At 69.8% G+C, this 16,236-nt stretch carries 19 protein-coding genes and 1 pseudogene; 9 read left to right on the top strand and 11 right to left on the bottom strand.

Annotated elements, in window-relative coordinates; genetic code table 11:
* Positions 1 to 134: 134 nt before the first annotated feature.
* Positions 135 to 815 carry a DUF6445 family protein gene (locus tag ACI2L1_RS04735; protein ID WP_404737860.1) on the top strand — a complete coding sequence of 227 codons (681 nt, stop codon included), beginning with the start codon at positions 135 to 137 and terminating at the stop codon, positions 813 to 815.
* Between the two features lie 16 nt (positions 816 to 831).
* On the opposite strand, the gene ACI2L1_RS04730 is transcribed toward ACI2L1_RS04735, so the two are convergent.
* Complete coding sequence (locus ACI2L1_RS04730) at positions 832 to 1,290, bottom strand: hypothetical protein (RefSeq protein WP_404737859.1); 459 nt, start codon at positions 1,288 to 1,290, stop codon at positions 832 to 834.
* A gap of 149 nt (positions 1,291 to 1,439) precedes the next feature.
* Here ACI2L1_RS04730 and ACI2L1_RS04725 point away from each other — a divergent pair, with 149 nt between their 5' ends.
* On the top strand, positions 1,440 to 1,955 hold the full coding sequence (locus ACI2L1_RS04725; protein ID WP_404737858.1) for a hypothetical protein: 516 nt from the start codon (positions 1,440 to 1,442) through the stop codon (positions 1,953 to 1,955).
* A gap of 21 nt (positions 1,956 to 1,976) precedes the next feature.
* Positions 1,977 to 2,078, top strand: a pseudogene (locus tag ACI2L1_RS04720) (LuxR C-terminal-related transcriptional regulator); the annotation flags it as partial.
* Between the two features lie 460 nt (positions 2,079 to 2,538).
* On the opposite strand, the gene ACI2L1_RS04715 reads toward ACI2L1_RS04720, so the two are convergent.
* The 3 genes from ACI2L1_RS04715 to ACI2L1_RS04705 all read right to left on the bottom strand — a co-directional run bounded on the left by ACI2L1_RS04715 (position 2,539) and on the right by ACI2L1_RS04705 (position 4,212).
* Positions 2,539 to 2,910 (bottom strand): DUF6479 family protein, encoded by a 372-nt coding sequence (locus ACI2L1_RS04715; protein ID WP_404737857.1) that lies wholly within the window; start codon positions 2,908 to 2,910, stop codon positions 2,539 to 2,541.
* 7 nt (positions 2,911 to 2,917) lie between these two features.
* On the bottom strand, positions 2,918 to 3,316 hold the full coding sequence (locus tag ACI2L1_RS04710; RefSeq protein WP_404737856.1) for a luciferase family protein: 399 nt from the start codon (positions 3,314 to 3,316) through the stop codon (positions 2,918 to 2,920).
* Between the two features lie 116 nt (positions 3,317 to 3,432).
* The gene (locus ACI2L1_RS04705) at positions 3,433 to 4,212 is read right to left on the bottom strand and encodes a class I SAM-dependent methyltransferase (protein ID WP_404737855.1); all 780 of its coding nucleotides are present in this window, start codon (positions 4,210 to 4,212) and stop codon (positions 3,433 to 3,435) included.
* A gap of 245 nt (positions 4,213 to 4,457) precedes the next feature.
* Here ACI2L1_RS04705 and ACI2L1_RS04700 point away from each other — a divergent pair, with 245 nt between their 5' ends.
* Together ACI2L1_RS04700 and ACI2L1_RS04695 are read left to right on the top strand one after the other, a co-directional pair.
* Positions 4,458 to 5,129 (top strand): DUF4328 domain-containing protein, encoded by a 672-nt coding sequence (locus ACI2L1_RS04700; protein WP_404737854.1) that lies wholly within the window; start codon positions 4,458 to 4,460, stop codon positions 5,127 to 5,129.
* A 98-nt stretch (positions 5,130 to 5,227) separates the two neighbouring features.
* The gene (locus ACI2L1_RS04695; protein ID WP_404737853.1) at positions 5,228 to 6,322 is read left to right on the top strand and encodes a sugar ABC transporter substrate-binding protein; all 1,095 of its coding nucleotides are present in this window, start codon (positions 5,228 to 5,230) and stop codon (positions 6,320 to 6,322) included.
* A 208-nt stretch (positions 6,323 to 6,530) separates the two neighbouring features.
* Here ACI2L1_RS04695 and ACI2L1_RS04690 read toward each other — a convergent pair whose 3' ends face one another.
* Entirely contained in the window at positions 6,531 to 6,881 is a 351-nt protein-coding gene (locus ACI2L1_RS04690) for a hypothetical protein (RefSeq protein ID WP_404737852.1), read from the bottom strand.
* Between the two features lie 434 nt (positions 6,882 to 7,315).
* On the opposite strand from ACI2L1_RS04690, the gene ACI2L1_RS04685 reads away from it, so the two are divergent.
* Positions 7,316 to 7,636: an antibiotic biosynthesis monooxygenase family protein gene (locus tag ACI2L1_RS04685; protein ID WP_404737851.1), complete on the top strand. Its 321-nt coding sequence runs from the start codon at positions 7,316 to 7,318 to the stop codon at positions 7,634 to 7,636.
* 44 nt (positions 7,637 to 7,680) lie between these two features.
* On the opposite strand, the gene ACI2L1_RS04680 is transcribed toward ACI2L1_RS04685, so the two are convergent.
* A complete protein-coding gene (locus ACI2L1_RS04680; RefSeq protein WP_404737850.1) occupies positions 7,681 to 9,249 on the bottom strand; it encodes a carbohydrate-binding protein in 1,569 nt (522 codons plus the stop codon).
* Positions 9,250 to 9,375: 126 nt separating this feature from the next.
* Between ACI2L1_RS04680 and ACI2L1_RS04675 the strand changes: the two genes are divergently transcribed.
* Entirely contained in the window at positions 9,376 to 9,990 is a 615-nt protein-coding gene (locus ACI2L1_RS04675; RefSeq protein ID WP_404737849.1) for a phosphoribosylanthranilate isomerase, read from the top strand.
* A 241-nt stretch (positions 9,991 to 10,231) separates the two neighbouring features.
* Here ACI2L1_RS04675 and ACI2L1_RS04670 read toward each other — a convergent pair whose 3' ends face one another.
* Positions 10,232 to 10,732, bottom strand: a complete 501-nt coding sequence (locus tag ACI2L1_RS04670) for a DUF6415 family natural product biosynthesis protein (RefSeq protein ID WP_404737848.1) — start codon at positions 10,730 to 10,732, stop codon at positions 10,232 to 10,234.
* A gap of 174 nt (positions 10,733 to 10,906) precedes the next feature.
* Here ACI2L1_RS04670 and ACI2L1_RS04665 point away from each other — a divergent pair, with 174 nt between their 5' ends.
* Together ACI2L1_RS04665 and ACI2L1_RS04660 are read left to right on the top strand one after the other, a co-directional pair.
* The gene (locus tag ACI2L1_RS04665) at positions 10,907 to 11,656 is read left to right on the top strand and encodes a DUF6879 family protein (protein WP_404737847.1); all 750 of its coding nucleotides are present in this window, start codon (positions 10,907 to 10,909) and stop codon (positions 11,654 to 11,656) included.
* Between the two features lie 10 nt (positions 11,657 to 11,666).
* Positions 11,667 to 12,521 carry a helix-turn-helix domain-containing protein gene (locus ACI2L1_RS04660; RefSeq protein ID WP_404737846.1) on the top strand — a complete coding sequence of 285 codons (855 nt, stop codon included), beginning with the start codon at positions 11,667 to 11,669 and terminating at the stop codon, positions 12,519 to 12,521.
* 71 nt (positions 12,522 to 12,592) lie between these two features.
* Here the strand turns inward: ACI2L1_RS04660 and ACI2L1_RS04655 are convergent, their stop codons facing one another.
* The 4 genes from ACI2L1_RS04655 to ACI2L1_RS04640 form a co-directional block, all read right to left on the bottom strand.
* Positions 12,593 to 12,940 carry a hypothetical protein gene (locus ACI2L1_RS04655; RefSeq protein WP_404737845.1) on the bottom strand — a complete coding sequence of 116 codons (348 nt, stop codon included), beginning with the start codon at positions 12,938 to 12,940 and terminating at the stop codon, positions 12,593 to 12,595.
* Positions 12,941 to 13,080: 140 nt separating this feature from the next.
* Positions 13,081 to 13,263 (bottom strand): DUF397 domain-containing protein, encoded by a 183-nt coding sequence (locus ACI2L1_RS04650; protein WP_404737844.1) that lies wholly within the window; start codon positions 13,261 to 13,263, stop codon positions 13,081 to 13,083.
* 10 nt (positions 13,264 to 13,273) lie between these two features.
* Positions 13,274 to 14,125 (bottom strand): helix-turn-helix domain-containing protein, encoded by an 852-nt coding sequence (locus tag ACI2L1_RS04645; RefSeq protein WP_404737843.1) that lies wholly within the window; start codon positions 14,123 to 14,125, stop codon positions 13,274 to 13,276.
* Between the two features lie 356 nt (positions 14,126 to 14,481).
* Positions 14,482 to 16,128 (bottom strand): alpha/beta hydrolase, encoded by a 1,647-nt coding sequence (locus ACI2L1_RS04640; protein ID WP_404737842.1) that lies wholly within the window; start codon positions 16,126 to 16,128, stop codon positions 14,482 to 14,484.
* Positions 16,129 to 16,236 lie beyond the last annotated feature (108 nt).

Here is a 16,236-nt window from a genome sequence, read left to right as displayed (position 1 = left end):
GCCGTTCGCGTCGAGAACGCCGAGGGCGTCTTCGGGGACGGCGCCCGTGCTTGACCGACGGTTGACCGGTACGCGGGTGAATCCGGAGGGAAACGTGGGAGAGTCCTGACGGCCCCCGGACCTAGATTCGCCGCATGTCCATGCCACAGCGGTCCCAGCGGCCCCTCCCCGTCCTCCCCTACCGCAAGCCCACCAAGGGCCGCGACTACTGGGTGATCGACGATGTGCTCCCGGACATCGACGCCGTACGGGAACGCTGTCTCGCCAAGGACGACTGGGTCAAGGGGTATCCGTACACCTCGGAGACCTGGCCGGGGCTGCGGACCATGCCGGGGCTCGAACCCGCCGAACTCGGGCGGGTGGAGCGGCTGGTGAAGCAGGCCACCGGTGCCAGGGAACTGTGGGTGCAGCGGGCACCCGGCGGGGGCACCCTCAACCACAACTGCGTGCAGGTCGTGGGCGAGGGCGAGAGCGAGCCCCGTCCGCACACCGACTCCCGGGCGCTGTGCCGGTACGCCGCCGTGCTGTACCTCAACCCCGGTGTTCCCAAGGACTGCGGTACCAGCTTCTACCGGCAGTCCATGCCCGGCGGGCGGCTCGGCGGCAACGTCGTGCAGGCCCCGCACAACAACCTCGTCGAGGCCCTCGGTACCCGGTTCGTCGCGCCCGACGCCTTCGAGGAGGACGTACGGGTGCCGCACAAGTACAACCGGCTGCTCCTCTACAACGCCAACCTCGTGCACAGCGCCACCGGTTACTCCGGCGGCACGCTGGAGGAGAAGCGGATGACGGCCGTCTTCTTCTGGATGGCGTGACCCCCGCCCCCACCGCTCAGTAGCGGACCGCCCTCGACACCTTCGCCTTCACGTCCCCCGACAGGTCGTGCGTGCTGCGGGCGGTCGCCTTCCCGGAGCCACCCGCCGCCACGTTCGAGACCGTCACCACCACCGCGTCCCGCAGCGTGCCGTCCTGGTCGGTGAAGTCGACCTGGACGGCGAAGGACTTGGCCGAGTCCGCGCTGTTGGTCGCGGTGACCTCCACCGTCGTACGGCCGTCGGAGGCGGTCGCGGGGGTGCCGAGCCGTACGTCGTCCCTGGCGTCGACGCCGTTCTTGATGTCGTCGAACCGTCTGCCCGCCTCCGCCGTCGCCGACGACACAGCCTCCCCGGCACGGGAGGCGGCCGAGGCGACCTTGCTCGCCACGGAGGACGGGGTGTCGTCGTCGGAGCAGGCGGTCAGGCCGGTGAGAGCCAGGGCCGTCAGCAGCGCGGCCGTCGTCCAGCGGGTCATCTCGCCTCCTGGGTGCAGGTCCCTCCAGTGAAGGTCCGTCGCGGTACGTCCGCACGCCCGACGTCACCCGAATGGCTCACTCCCGTGGTGGCCGCCCTCAGCTCGCCCGATGGTCGAAGCACATCGACCACGAAAGGTGGGAAACGGCCATGACCCAGCAGCCGCACGCCACAGAGCCGTCCGCAGGCGGGCCGCACCAGGCCCAGCAGGGCTGGAGCGAGTCCCAGCGGCCGGCCGGTATGACCCCGGCCCCGACGCCGGGACTCGGCCCGACGCCCGCCGAGAACTCCTGGGCCGCCGGCGGGGTCGTCTTCGCCGGTGTGCTGATGCTGGTGCACGGCATCCTGGCGATCCTCCAGGGCATCTCCCTGCTCGCGGACGACGACGTCTGGGCCAGCATCGGCGACTACGTCTACAAGATCAACCGCACCGGCTGGGGCGTGATCCTGCTCTGCCTGGGCGCCCTCGCCGCCGGCGTCGGCGCGTTCATCCTCAGGGGCGCGGGCTGGGCCCGGATGACCGGCATCTTCCTGGCCTCGCTGAACATGCTCGCCCAGTTCCTCTTCCTGCCCTACGAGCCGGTCTGGTCGGTCATCATGATCGGCATCAACTTCTTCGTGATCTGGGCGCTGGCGGTGTACCAGCCGGGCAAGGCGGCGGTCTGATCCCGGAACGGCATCCACGCGGACATCGCTGAACGCCTGGTCATCTCCAAGCGCACGGTGGATGCCCACGTCGAGCACATCCTCGCCGAGCCGGGGGTCGCCTCGCGGACGGAAATCCCGGCGGGCGGGGGCGGGGGCGGAGCCGTGGACAGGCGGCGAGGACGCGGCCCGGCCGTATGCATGCGGCCGGAACGCGCCCGCCGTGGGTATGCGGCTGCCAGGTACGCCGATCTGTCGGGCCGGGGGGGCGGATCCTCCCCGGTCGGGAGGTCGGGAGGTCGGGAGGTCGGGAGGTCGGGAGGTCGGGAGGTCGGGAGGTCGGGAGGTCGGGCGGTCGGGCCGGGTTCCCGTGCTGCGACATGCTGGATCCGCCGGGAGCGCGATGTGCCGTCGGGTGCCGGCAGTGCTGGTCGACCCCACGGCTGTCAGGGCGAGGCGCCCGGTACCTGCCGTGCCTCCCCGGCGGCACCACGCGGGGGCCCCGGCGTGGTGACTGCCCTGGTACGGCGGGCAGCCGAACGTTCAGCGCCGCCCTGGTACGGCGGGCAGCCCCGTTCAGCGCCGCCCTGTGTCCCGGGCCCGGTCACACGTGGCCGAGGCCGCCGCTGCCGAAGCCGCCGCTGGAGCCGGGCAGCCAGCGTTTGCGGTGCTGGTCCTCTCCTCGCCTGCTTCCCGAGTGATGGAGCTGGTACGGCATCAGCCGTTCCCGCTCGTCCGTGGGGGCCGGGAGCTCGTCCGGCTCCCGCATCTCCCGGATCTCATGGATCGGCCCGGTCTCCGGAAGATGCGGCTGCTCCTCGCTGAGCGGCCGTGGAAGCTCCCGGTCCTGGACCCGCATGCCGAACTGCACGGCCCACACCAGCGCGCCGGCGATGAACAGCCCACCGGCAAAGGCGGCGATCACGTTGAGTACTTCGCTCGACGTGGCCGCCAGGACAAACGTCGCCGTACTCATAGTCCGATTATCGCCGAATCGGGGCGAAAGGGGAGTCCCGGGGGACCACCGTGACGCGGTGGAAGTTGCACTCGGCCTCCCCGACGGGCCGGTGACCGGCCTGGTGGGCGTTGAGGGCCATGCTCACCAGGCTCATCAGCAGGTCGACGTCGGTCTCGCAGTCGAGGTGGACGGTGACCCAGCGGGAGCCCGGCACGAGCCGGACCGCGGTCGAGTCCTGGAGGTCGTCGTGGAATCTTCGGATGGCCGATTCCGTGAGATGCAGGTCCACGTCCCGCCCCGGGTGGAAGTGCACGATCTCGCTGTGTGCGGAGCACAATGCCAACCCGGCTCCGCAGCTGGGCATGCCCGCGCTGAGGTCGGACCACGCTTCCAGGCGCTCCAGGGCACGCTCGGCCAGAGTCATGGGCCCATCGTCGCCCGATCACCGCTTCGCAACCAGAGGTTGAGCGAAACGTAACCGGGGCGTGAGGTGTCGCGTGCGCCACAGGTGCCCACGGTGCCCGGGACCGGCTCCCGTCCTCACCCGGTTCTGCCGCGCACCGCCCAGGCGCGTGCCGAGAGGGGGATCGAGCCGTCGTGCTCGGTGGGTACGGCCGCGCGCAGGGCTTCCCGCAGGCGGTCGCGGTCGGCGAGGGTGAGGGCGGCGACATAGCCCGGGGCGGGGCCCTGGCCGGCCAGGAAGGGCCCCCACAGGTCGGCGAAGTCGGCGAAGACGGTGGGGATCTCGATCGCCCGCACGACCACGTCGGTGAGTCCCGCGTCCGTCCACAGGTCGTGCAACGGCTGTGGACGGCAGTAGGGGAACCGGCGGGCCTCGTCCAACTCCACGGCGGCCGGGTCGAGTTCGGCGGCCGTGTCCCAGAAGTGGCGCAGCAGGCCCATCCGTTCCGCGTAGTCCCACACGTACGCGGCCACCAGACCGCCGTCCCGGTGGACCGCGCGGGCCATCCCGGCGACGGCCGCCGCAGGCTGGGGCAGGAAGTTCAGGGTCAGTCCGCTGACCGCCACGTCAAAGGCGCCGTCCCGTACGGGAAGCGCCATGGCGTCCGCCACGACCGCGGCCCTGGCCACCCGTACGAAGCCCTCGGAGCGGTCGCAGCCCACGATCAGCCGGGGTCGGCAGCGCTCTCTCACCACCCCCGACAGCACACCGGTGCCGCATCCCACGTCCAGCCACGCGAGCGCGTCCGGACGCCCGAGCCAGGCCGTGAACTCCCGCGCGACCGCCCGGCTCCAGCGGCCCATGTAACGGTCGTAGGCGGCGCCGGACGCCCACACGTCGTATCGCTGTTCCTCCATGGCCCCCACGATCCTCGCCCGACCGCTTTTCTTCTCGACTTCCCACCGGGCCCGTCGGGGGTTTGTTGGGGGTGGGGCTCGTCGGGGTGTCGGGGTCCGTCGTGGGGGCGGGCGTTTTGCACAGTTCCCCGCGCCCCTGAATGCCTGCGGCGGCCCGCTGCGGCCCGGAGGGGGTTTGCGGCGTGAACCGCTCGCGGGGTTCGCGACGATGAGGGGGTGAACCGATCTTTTCGAAGGGGGACCCCGTGAGGGAGAACGAAGCCCGGCCCGTCGTACGCACCGTGCGTGGCTCCGCCCACCTCGCCGTGGCAGGGCTGGGGCTGGCCGGTGCCGCCTGGGCGCTGCGGGCCGTGTGGCACATACGGCTGGCGATGGCGGGGGAGCCCGCCTCCGGGCTGCCGGACCAGGGTGAGGGACGGCACCGGCCGCTGACCGCGCTTGAGGACTCGTATCACCTGGTCAGCACCGCCGGAGACCTCCTCGTGCTGCTGTGCGCGGCCCTGTTCATCGGCTGGCTGTGGCGGATGCGGGACAACGCGCGAGCCCTGTCCGGCGAGCGCCCGCGCTACGCCGGTATCTGGGTCTACGCCTCCTGGATCGTGCCGATCGTCAACCTGTGGTTCCCGCGCGGCATCGTCGCCGACATCCACCACAAGAGCGCCCCGGACCGCAAACTGCCCGTCGTCGTGAACGTGTGGTGGGCGCTGTGGCTGGTCGGCATGGTCACCGGACTCGGTCTGACGTACGACGACAGCACCGACGAGATCATCGCCCGCGCCTATCACGGCGTGACCCCCCTGCTGGTCGCCGATCTCGCCGTGGTCGGCGCGGCCGTCGCCGCAATCCTCATGGTGCGCACGCTCACCGCCACGCAACTTGTGTCGCATCGACGATCGGTTGCGGATGCCGAGTGGTGATCCGTTGAAGGAAATCGTCAGGGCGTTTGATCGGGATTGAGGGCACTTACTGTTGCGCCTACGTGACAGCCTCCCCACCCTCCACCCACAGGATCGCCATGCGTCCCATCCCCTCCGTCATGGCCGTCTGCGCGTCGGCCCTTCTGCTCAGCTCCTGCGGAGTCGGCGGCAGCAACACCGCGGTGAGTCCCAAGAAGGGCGACGACATCACGCTGGGCCTGCTGCTGCCCGACCGGGACACCAGCCGCTTCGACAGGTTCGACTACCCCCTCATCAAGAAGGAGGTGGCGACCCTCACCCACGGCAAGGGCAAGGTCAGTTACGCCAACGCCGAGGCGAGCGCGAAGCGGCAGAGCCAGCAGTTCCAGCAGATGGTCGCCGACAAGGTGGACGTGATCCTGGTGGACGCGGTCGACGCCAAGGCGATCGGGCCCGCCGTGCAGAAGGCGAAGGACGCGGGCATCCCCGTCATCGCCTACGACCGTCTCGCCCAGGGCCCGATCGACGCCTATGTCTCGCACGACAACGAACTCGTCGGCGAGGTGCAGGGCCGGGCCGTCGTCGGGGCGCTCGGCGACAAGGCCGCGACCAGCAAGATCGTCATGATGAACGGCTCCCTCGCCGACCCCAACACGGCTCTCTTCAAGAAGGGCGCGCTGAGCGAGCTCAACGGCAAGGTCGTCATCGCCAAGCAGTACGACACCCGGGAGTGGCTGCCCTCGGTCGCCAAGGCCAACATGAAGGCGGCGATCGCCTCGATCGGGCTGAACAACATCGCAGCCGTCTACTCGGCCAACGACGACATGGCGGGCGCGGTCATCGACGAGCTCAAGGAGGCCGGCGCCACGAAGATCCCGCCGGTGACCGGGCAGGACGCGAGCCTGGCCGCCGTGCAGCGGGTCGTGTCGGGCGAGCAGTACATGACCGTGTACAAGTCGTTCCTGCTGGAGGCCACCAACGCGGCGCAGATCGCGGTGTACAAGATCCAGGGCCGCGATCTCCAGTTCGACGCGCTGATCCGCGACACGGTCAACAGCCCCACCCAGAAAGACATCCCGTCCCTGCTGGTGCCGGTGGTCGCCCTCACCAAGGACAACATCGAGCAGACGGTGATCAAGGACGACGTCTACACCGTGAAGCAGATCTGCACCGCCCAGTACGCGGCGGACTGTAACGCCATCGGGCTCAAGTAGGCGTATCTCAGGGGCCGGTGCGCAGCCGCCGTACGACGAGGGCGGTGGCCGTCAGTGCGGTGACCGTGGCTGTGCGACACACGAACGGGCTCCCGGTGCCTCCCTCGTCACCCCGGGAACCCGTTCCGGTGCATCCCCGGGGACTGTTCGTCGCTCGCGGCGGATCGGATGTCGTTCCGACTCAGGAATTTCAGCGGGTCTCGCTCATCTACTTCCCCGCGCCGTTCGCGAACTGGAGCGAGATGCGCCGCAGGACGTCCGCGGCGGAGGTGTCGGTGCGGCCCTCGTCGTGGACCTCGGCCAGTTGTACGAAGGCGAATGCGAAGCAGTTGGCGATGCTCGCGATGGCCGGGCCCAGCTCCTCGACGACGGCGTCCGCGGCCGCGTGGCCACTGGCGTCCGCGGGGAGGTGGATCTGTGGCAGGGTCTCCACGAGCAGCGCGGAGATGGCGCCGGTCAACGAGGCCTGACGGTCGGGGTGTTCACGGACCTGGCGGCGCATCTCCAGGGCCTCGGTGAGGATGCCGACGACGTTCTGCATGACCTCTCGCTGTTCCATGGTTCCGCAGCGTATGCGCTCTGCGGGGCGCGTCATGTGACCCAGCGCACAGGATCTTGGCGCAGGGGAGCGGAGCGTCACCGGTGTGAGGGAAACAGAGACGGCTGAACCTGAGCGGGCGCGGATACGCGCGGGCGACCGGGCGGCCTTCGGGGAGTTGTACGACCTGTATGCGGGCCGTCCACAACCACGCCCTGCGGCTGACCGGGAACTGGGCCCCCGCGGCCGCGTTCTGCGCAGGCGGCCGGCCTTCCTGGCCCGCAGTCCGCGGCCGGTCGAGGACTTCGCCGAGGAGACCGCGGGCCGGATCGAGGGGCGCCGGCCGGCACCAGCGCCGTCATGGAGACCGCGGTCGTCGACAGGAAGGGCGAGGTGCCCGGACGGGCCGTGTCCCGTTGACGTCCCTCTGATGCCCCTTGCCGCACAATTGCGGCATGAGCATCGTCAAGATCAACGTACTCACGGTCCCCGAGGAGCAGCGCGAGACGCTGGAGAAGCGGTTCGCCTCCCGCGCGGGGACGGTGGAGAGCTCGGACGGATTCGAGTGGTTCGAGCTGCTGCGGCCCGTCGAGGGCACCGACACCTACCTCGTCTACACGCGCTGGCGTGGCGAGGAGGACTTCCAGAAGTGGATGTCCGGGATGGCGCAGGCCGCGCACGGGGGCGGGGGCGAGGGGGAGCGCCCCAAGCCCGCCGCCTCCGGCTCGACGCTGTGGAGCTTCGAGGTGGTCCAGCAGGCCGCGCCCAAGCAGTAGGGACGGTGAGGGGACCCCGGGCGTGGCGCTCGGGGTCCCGTGTTCTACAGCGTGACCTGTTTGCCGCCGAAGGTCACCACCAGGCTGCCGTTCGAGGCGAACGACCAGTCCAGCGCGCCGGAGTACGAGGAGCAGCGCGACCCGTTGGTGCCGGACCAGAACTGGTTCGAGCTGTCGGCGTCGCCGACGTAGCGGTCGGTCGCACCGCTGTCGCACGAGGTGTTGGAGCGGAAGACCGAGGTGCCGGTCTCGAAGTTGAAGTTGCGTTCCGTGTTGTCGACGGAGACGTTGCTGGTGATGGTCATCGAGCCGGGGTTGCTGTTGTAGGTGAACCCGTGATGGCCGTTGCCGACGGCGATGCTGTGCTGGACGACGTGGTTGACCGCGATGTCGTCGCCGCCGAGCTTGTAGCCGTTGCGGTCGCCGTTGCCGGCCTGTGAGCCGTCGCTGAGGGTGCCGTTGCCGTACGACAGGGAGTACTCGATGGTCACCGGGCCGATCGCGCCGGTGTCGGTCTTGGTGTAGAGATCCCAGCCGTCGTCGATGTTGTTGTGGGAGACGGCGTACCGGAAGACGTTGCCGGTGCCGGTGGTCAGTTTCGCGGCGAAGCCGTCGGCGTCCTCGCCGTCGGAGTCGGCGTTGTCGTGCGACTCGGCGCTGAGGATCAGGTTGTTGGACGGCCACTGGCTCGACGGGGTCGAGGAGGAGATCCGGCCCAGCTGGAGCCCGGTGTCGCGGTTGAAGCGGGTCACCGTGTGCTCGACGACGTTGTTGCTGCCGCCGACGTAGATGCCGTTGTCACCGGCGCGTTCGACGACCAGGCCGTGGATCTTCCAGTAGTCGGCGTTGAGCTGGATGCCGCGGTTGGACGAACTCTCGCTCTGTGCCGAGAAGTTGAGCACAGGTGTCTCGCCCGGGTAGGCGGAGAGCGTGGTGCGGGCGCCGGAGGTGCCGTTGCTGCCGGCGGGGATGGTTACCGTCGAGGTGTAGGCGTACGTCCCGCCACGCATGTAGATGGTGCCGCCGGACGTGATGCGGCTGATCGCCGAGGTGAGGGTGGTCGGGGCGGTCACCGTGCCGGCCGCGCTGTCGGTGCCGCTCGGTGACACGTACAGGGCGGTGGCCGAGGGGGTCTCCGTGCCGCCGGACGTCTCGGCGTCCAGGTAGTCGACGTTGGGCAGGCCGTTCGCGCTGGTCGGGTTGAGCCGGACCGTGTTGCCGCCCGCGGTCACCGGCACGGTGAGCGTCTTCGTGGTCCAGCCGGTCCAGACGCCGGTGGACTCGAAGGACACCGAGGACACCGTGGAGCCGTTCACGATGATGTCCGCGGCGCGGGCGGTGGTGGTGCCGTTGGCGAAGCGGACACTCAGGGTCGCCGTGCCCGATGCGGGTGCGGACACGGTGAACTGGGCGTAGGCGCCGGTGGTGTTGGTGCCGTTGCAGAATCCGCTGCCGGAGTAGCCGGCGTACTCGGTCTCGACGGCTCCGGTGCAGATGGCGGGGGAGGCCTCGGCCTCGTACCGGGTGGTGGCGGCTTGCGCGGTGGTGCCGGACAGTGCGACGAGCGTGCCGGCGATCAGGCCGACGGATGCGATGACGGGTCGCAGGTGCATCGTTCGTCTCCATGGTGTGTGGTGACGGGGCACGTATCCTTCGGACGGTAAGCGCTTGCCGTGATCGCGTCAACGGTTGTGTATGTGATCGCTGTTCACACATACGAATTGGATACGGTAGGCGTCATGACGCTCTTCGTGAAGATCTGCGGCCTGAGGACCGAGCAGGACGTCGACACGGCCGTGGAGGCCGGCGCCGACGCCATCGGGTTCGTCTTCTCCGACAGCCCGCGCCGCATCGACCCCGCCACGGCGGCGCGGCTGGCCGCCAGGGTCCCGGACAGCGTCCTGACGGTGGGCGTGTTCCGCCGCGAACCCCTCGACCACGTACGCTCGGTCGCCGTCGAGTCCGGCATCGGGGCCGTCCAGCTGCACGGCCCGGAGGACCGCGCCTACTACTCCGAACTCTCCGGCGGCGACTGGACGTTGATCCGCGCGGCCGCCTTCGGCGACTCCGTGCCGCGCTGCGGGGAGTACGGCGAGGACATGCTGCTCCTCGACGCGCCCGTGCCGGGCTCCGGCATCGCGTGGGACTGGTCGAGGAAGCAGGTCGCCGGGGCGGGCGAGAAGTGGCTCCTGGCCGGGGGACTCACCCCGGAGAACGTCCGCGAAGCCGTGGATGTCACCCGCCCCTGGGGCGTCGACGTGTCCAGCGGCGTGGAGGCGAGCCGGGGCGTCAAGGACCCGGCCCTGATCACGGCATTCGTCGAGGCGGCCCGCGCGGGAGCGCCCGCCCTTTAGGGCGCGCGGGGCTGTATCGATCTGCGGCTACCACCGCGCGGGCGCGACCAGCCACGACGATGCTCCAGTCGGGAGACGACCGTCGTGGCACTCACGAACCCTTCCCGGTTACGCCTTCACCGGTACGGCAGTGCACCATGACCACCCGGGTGCGGGTGAGCCAGGAGTGCCCACCGAACCCGGGGAGACGAAGGCGGCCGCCTTCCCCTGCCGCCGCGACCGAACGACAGCGGCAGGGGATCTACGGGGCGGTCTCTGCGAGAGTCTCCCAGTGGTCGCACAGCGCGTTCAACGTGCGGGCGAGGCGCCGTGCGTGGCCGGCAGGTCCGCCGAATCTGCGGGTCGGCTCGGCGCGGAGCCGCTCGCGAGCCTCCCCGGCGCAGGCGAGTGCGCAGTAGCGGGGGATGCTCTGGCGCGGGAGCCGCTTGGCGGTTTCCTCGACTTCGGGCAGGAGGAGTTCGAGGTGTCCGCGGAGCTGGCGGGTGAGCGTGTCCAGCTCGTCGGCGGTGGGCGGGAGCGCCTCGGGTACAGCGTCCGGAGCGAGGAGGCGGTCCACGACCTCGCGCATCGTCTCGATGTCCGGCGGAGTCCGGCTCTGTTCGCAGGACAGGGTGCTGGGGGTGCCGGTGCGGGTCTCCCTCCTGGCTCGGCTGCGAACACGGCCGAGCTCGACGAGGCGAACCCGAGGGGTGTCCTCCGGGTCGACGTCGGCCGCGTGGGGCATCTCGGGTGCAGGGGTCATGAACGGGACGGTAGGAAGCGTCTGTTGACAGCAGCCACCCGCTGTTCTCGAATGTTCTCGATCCTGCTGAGATGTTCTCGGATGGTCGCAAACGGGAGCGAGGAAACCGTAGATCGGCCCGGGCGCTGTGGCGATGCTGATGGCGACCACCAGTCCCACACCGAGGGAGGCACCGTGGCACGACGGCTCATCTTCACCGGCACGGACAGCAGGAACGGCGGCTGTCCAGCACTCCACACCGCCCCCGACACCGACGAGGTCATCGTTCAGGGACCGCCCCTCACCGACCCCGACGACCTCGGCCGCCTCAAGCACTTCGGACCCGACGACGTAGCTGTCGTCGTACCTGCCGAACTGCTCGTCAACCACGGCCCCAAGGAGTTGCACCGCGTGGCGAAGACCATCGACCTGGACGAGTTCGGCCGGCTCTTCCATACCTTCGAGCACACCGCGTGGCGGCTGGAGACTCGCGGCGGCTACGCCTCCGACCGGGAGGACCCGACGTACTCCGAGTTCGTCGAGACGGGCTCCATCACCCTCGACTACGACGACGACTGGTCGCAGAACATCCGCCGCCAGGTCCTCGCCGGGAAGACCATCGGCCGCGTCCGCATCGTCGACGAGCCGCCGACCGAGGGCCAGCTGTTCCTCCTCGCCGACTCGCCCCGCAACACCGCGGCCGGCGAGGACATCCGCTGCCTGCCTCGCAGCGAAGCCGACGCGCGCCTGCTGCCCGCAGAGGACTTCTGGATCTTCGACAGCCGTATGGTCGCCCGCCTCAACTTCGACGACCAGGATGTGTTCCACGACGTCGAGATCATCACCGAGCCGACGGAAGTCCTGCGGTACTGCCAGCTCCGGGACGTCGCGATGCACGACGTCATCCCCTGCGGCGAGTTCGCCGTCGGCCTGCGCACGACCTGACGAGCCGCCGGTGAGCACGGACTACCAGCAGGCCCGGGAAGTCCTCGGCGCGCGCTTGCGTGACCTGAGGCTGACCGGGCCCGCAGGACGGCTCACCGGCCCCCAGCTCGCCGAACGGCTCGGGTGGCCCCACTCGAAGGTCTACAAACTGGAGAACGGCCGCCAGACCGCCACCTCGGACGACCTTCGAGCATGGGCCGAAGCCGTCGGCCAGCCCGACGTCTTCGCCGAACTGGACGCCCGCCTCAAGGGCTTCGAGTCCCACATCCGCTCATGGCGCCGCCAGCTCGCTGCCGGCCACCGCCCCGTTCAGGACGTGTGGAACCTTGAGGTCGACCGCTCGCGCACCATCTACGCCTGGGAAGAGTCCGTGATCCCCGGCATGCTCCAGACCGCCGACTACGCCCGCGCGGTGTTCCTGCGGTACGCCGACCTGTACGGCTCCGTACGGGACACCGAGGAAGCCGTGCGCACCCGCATCCTGCGCCAGCAGTGGCTGCACCAGGGCGGCCACACGTTCCACGCTCTGGTGTGGGAGGCAGCCCTTCACGCCCTGATCTGTCCTCCCTCGGTCCTGGCTGCTCAACTCGATCGACTTGCGGGCATGGTCGGGATGGACACCATGGAGCTCGGCATCATCCCGCTCGGGGCGCCGCTCAAGATCCCGACGGCGAACGGGTTCTGGATCCTCGACGACCGGCTGGTGATCGCCGAGGACTGGCACGCGGAGATCTGGCTGGACGACGCCGACAGCGTCGCCACCTACTCGAAGGTGTGGAACACCCTGCGCGAGTCCGCGGTGTACGGAGCCGACGCACAGAACGTGATCAGCAGGGCGCAGCGGACGGTGCGCCCGCAGCCGTGACGACGGGTGCCGGGCCCTGCGGGGCGTGGACACGCTGCCCTGACCTAGGTAAAAACCCGGCGGGCCGCCTCCTAAGGGATCGGCACGCTCGTGCATGTCGGGTCTGCTACACACGCGTCGATCTCAGCGCGGTTCGCTTCATTCCGCTGCTGCAATCCCTCCGTGTACACGTCCAGTTGGTCGTCCTCTGGGACGCTCCCGCACTCCGTCGGAGTGTCCTCCGGGCCCGCGTCCGTGTTCGCCTGGATCACGGCTGCCCACGCGTCCACACACGCCGTGCGTTGCTCGGTCGCTGACAACTCCGGGGTCTTCGTGGCCGTGACGGTCACCGTCTTCTTCTCCGGCTCCTGGTCGGACGACGAGCAGCCAGCCAACGCGAGCGCGCAGACCGCGAGTACGGCGGTGGTCGTACGGCGCATGGTGCCCGCAGGGTCGTGCGTGTCGAGGTGGGCATCATGCTGGCCGCAAGTCGTGAGTGTGGTCTGTGCGTCCGTGTTGTGACGTCGGCCTTCTCGTCGGTGCCCACCGACGTGCAGGCGGAATGCCGGGGTTTTCGTACTCAGCGCCCCACCCTCGCCGCATACGACACGAAGTCCGCCCAGGCGGTGGGTCGGAGGGTGAGGTGGGGGCCGGTGGGGGTCTTGGAGTCGCGTATGCGGATGGAGGTAGGGGTCGTGGCTATCTCTACGCAGGCGGAACCTTCTTCGCTGTAGGTCGACTTCTGCCAGGTCGGTTCGGTCATGGTTCGCCTCTCAGATGTCTTGGATGACGCGGTGGACGAGGTCGCGTGAGGGGCCGGGCTTCAGGGCGACGGCCTCCATGCGGTCGAGGACGAGCCGGTACTTCTCCAGCTGTCCTGCCGCGTCGGCGAGTTCGCTGCCGTGGGCGGTGTCCACCTCGACGGTGTCGAGGGTGGGTACCGGGCCGTGGAAGTAGTCGATGGCGTGACCGGTCGTGGGAAATGAGGTGCCGTCGAACGGGATCACGCGGAGGCTGACGGCGGGGTGTTCGCTCATCTCGGTGAGATGGCGCAGCTGAGCCCTGGCCACATCCCGACCGCCGAACTGCATACGCAAGGCGGCCTCGTGGACGATCGCCGCGTACGGCGGCGGCTGCTCGCGGTGGAGGACGGCCTGGCGCTTGATGCGGTGGGAGATGCGGTACTCGATCTCGTGCGGGCGCAGCGCCGGAACCGCTTCGCGGAACAGCGCGCGGGCGTGCTCCGGCGTCTGGAGCAGGCCGGGAATGTTGATGACCTGGGTCACGCGCAGTGCCGTGGCGTGGTGTTCCATCTCGGCCAGGTCGAGGAGGCGGGACGGCAGGGTGTCGCGGTACTCCTCCCACCAGCCGCGCGTTCGGTCGGCGGCCATGGCCGCGAGGGCGTCGACCAGGGGCTGGTCCGTGCAGCCGTAGATCTGGGCGAGCGTGTGCACGCGGTCCGCGCTGACGCCGAAGCGGTTGGCTTCGATGTTGCTGATCTGTGCCTGCGTCGTGCCCAGTTGCCGCGCGGCTTCGGCGGCGGTCATGCCGGCGCGTTCACGGAGGCGGCGTAGTTCTACGCCGATTCGGAGGCGGCGTGCCGTGGGCGCGGGCCTCGGTGCCATGTCCTCACTCCGTTTCGTACACCCGGCGTGGCGGTCGCCCACACGAGGGTAATGCTGAAGGTTTTGCTGGATTCTGCAAAACCTTCACGCGGCACGCGTCGCACGCATGACAGCGCCGCCCCGGGACCGTGTCCCGCTCACGCCGCCGGATGGTCCCTCGGGGACGCACCGCTGCATCGGGGGGCCGGGAAGCTGCTGTGGTTCGAGGTGGGCGGGTGACGCCGCTCGCCCCCGTTCAGTCGGGTGGCGAAGTCGTGGTCGTCGGTGAGGCGACGTAGGCAAGCCGTTCTCCCGGGACGGCGACCGCCCCCGCCCGCAACCAGGCGGACAGGGGCGGTCGTTCTCGAAGGCAGCGGTCAGCGCAGCGAGCCGATGCGGTCGATCCGTTCGCTCACGCCGTTGCGGAGTTCCGTGAGCGTCGTGCCGGGCGGGGCCACCGTGGGTTCGGCGGACGGCGGCTGGGTCTCGTCCGCGCAACTCGTGCCGCGGGCCGGGACCTTCAGGTCCACCAGGTAGTTCGTGATCGCGTCCGACGCGCAGACGCTGCGGCCGAAGGCGGTGTGCCCCTCGGCCTTGAAGGTGAGCAGACGGCCGTTGTCGAGCTCACGGGAGAGGGCCACCGCGTCCTGGTACGGGGTGTCCGGGTCACCGGTGTTGCCGATGACGAGGATCGGTGCGGAGCCCTTCGCGTGGAAGGAGCCGGAGTAGCGGCTGGTGTGCTCGCCCTTCCACTGGACGCACGCGGTGGCGTGCTGGTGGTCGTAGGTGGGCGGGCCGTAGGCCATGGCCGGGCCCAGCAACGGGGCGAGCCTGGCGTTGGTGGTGACCTGGCGCTTCAGCAGGGCCCGGTCGGTCGGGTACTTCTTGTCGACGCACTCGACGACGACGTTCGGGTTGAGGAAGTCGTAGCTGGCCGGGGACGGCGGCCGCAGCAGGAACGACGTGTTGTCGCGCAACTGTGCCTTGCGCAGGGCCTCGCCGAACGAGGGCCAGATGACCTTGCCCTCGTTGATGTTGAACATCAGCCGGTACACCAGGGTGTAGCCGTTCGCCTGGCCGCCGTTGGCGGTCGGCACCGGGTTGGCGTCCAGGTCGGCCTTCAGCTTCTCGAACGCCCCGCGCGGGTCGCCGTCGCCGAAGCCGCAGGTCGACTGGTTCGCCTTGCACCAGTCGAGGAAGCGGCCCATGGCGCCGTCCAGGGCGAGGTACTGAGGCCGGTCGTAGGCGTACGGCTGGTTGGTGTAGTGCTCCGGGTCATAGGCCCCGTCGAGCGCGAGCGCGCGGACCCGCTTCGGGAACATCGCCGCGTAGACCGTACCGATGTAGGAGCCGAACGAGCGGCCGTAGTACGTCAGTTGCTGCTCGCCGAGGGCCTGGCGCAGCAGGTCGATGTCCCGGGCGACGTACTGGGTGCCGACGTACGGCAGCAGGTCGCCCGCGTTGTCCTGGCAGGCCTGGTCGAAGTCGGCGGCCTGCTGGACGGCGGGCGTGTAGGCGTCCGGGCCCGGGACGCCCTTGGCCGCGGTGACGGCCTTCGTGTAGGTCGCGTCGTCCCAGCACTGCACCTGGGAGCTGCGGCCGACGCCCCGCACGTCGTACCCGAAGACGTCGAAGTCGTCGCGTAGTTCGGCCGGCAGGTCTGCGTAGTTGCCGCGCACGAAGTCGACGCCGGAGTTGCCGGGGCCGCCGGGCTGCAGGAAGAGGGTGCCCTTGCGCTTCGAGGGGTCGGCCGCCGGCTTGCGTATGACGGCCAGGGTGATGGTCTTCCCCTGCGGTTCCCGGTAGTCCAGGGGCACTTGGGCGTTCGCGCACTCGAAGCCGTCCTGGCAGTCCGACCAGGTCAGGGTCGGTACCGGGGCGGAGTCGTGCTGCTCGGAGGCCCACACCTGCGGCCCGGTCCAGGCCACGGCCAGCGCGGTCACCGCGGCCCCGGTGAGTCTCAGTCGTCTGAAGGTCACTGCTTGTTCCCCCTTGGGCTGGTCAAGCCACAAAGAACTGGTCATGTCACAAAGGACACACAGGAAAACGAGCGGGCCGGTTCCCTTCCGGCCGGACCTCTCGCCGCGGGGCGGTAGTCCCGAGGGCGCATGAACCCGCCGCCGCGTACTGCG

Origin of the sequence: Streptomyces sp. NPDC019531, from assembly GCF_044903305.1 — a bacterium.
GTDB lineage: Bacteria > Actinomycetota > Actinomycetes > Streptomycetales > Streptomycetaceae > Streptomyces.
This window is presented reverse-complemented; position numbering and strand designations above follow the sequence as displayed.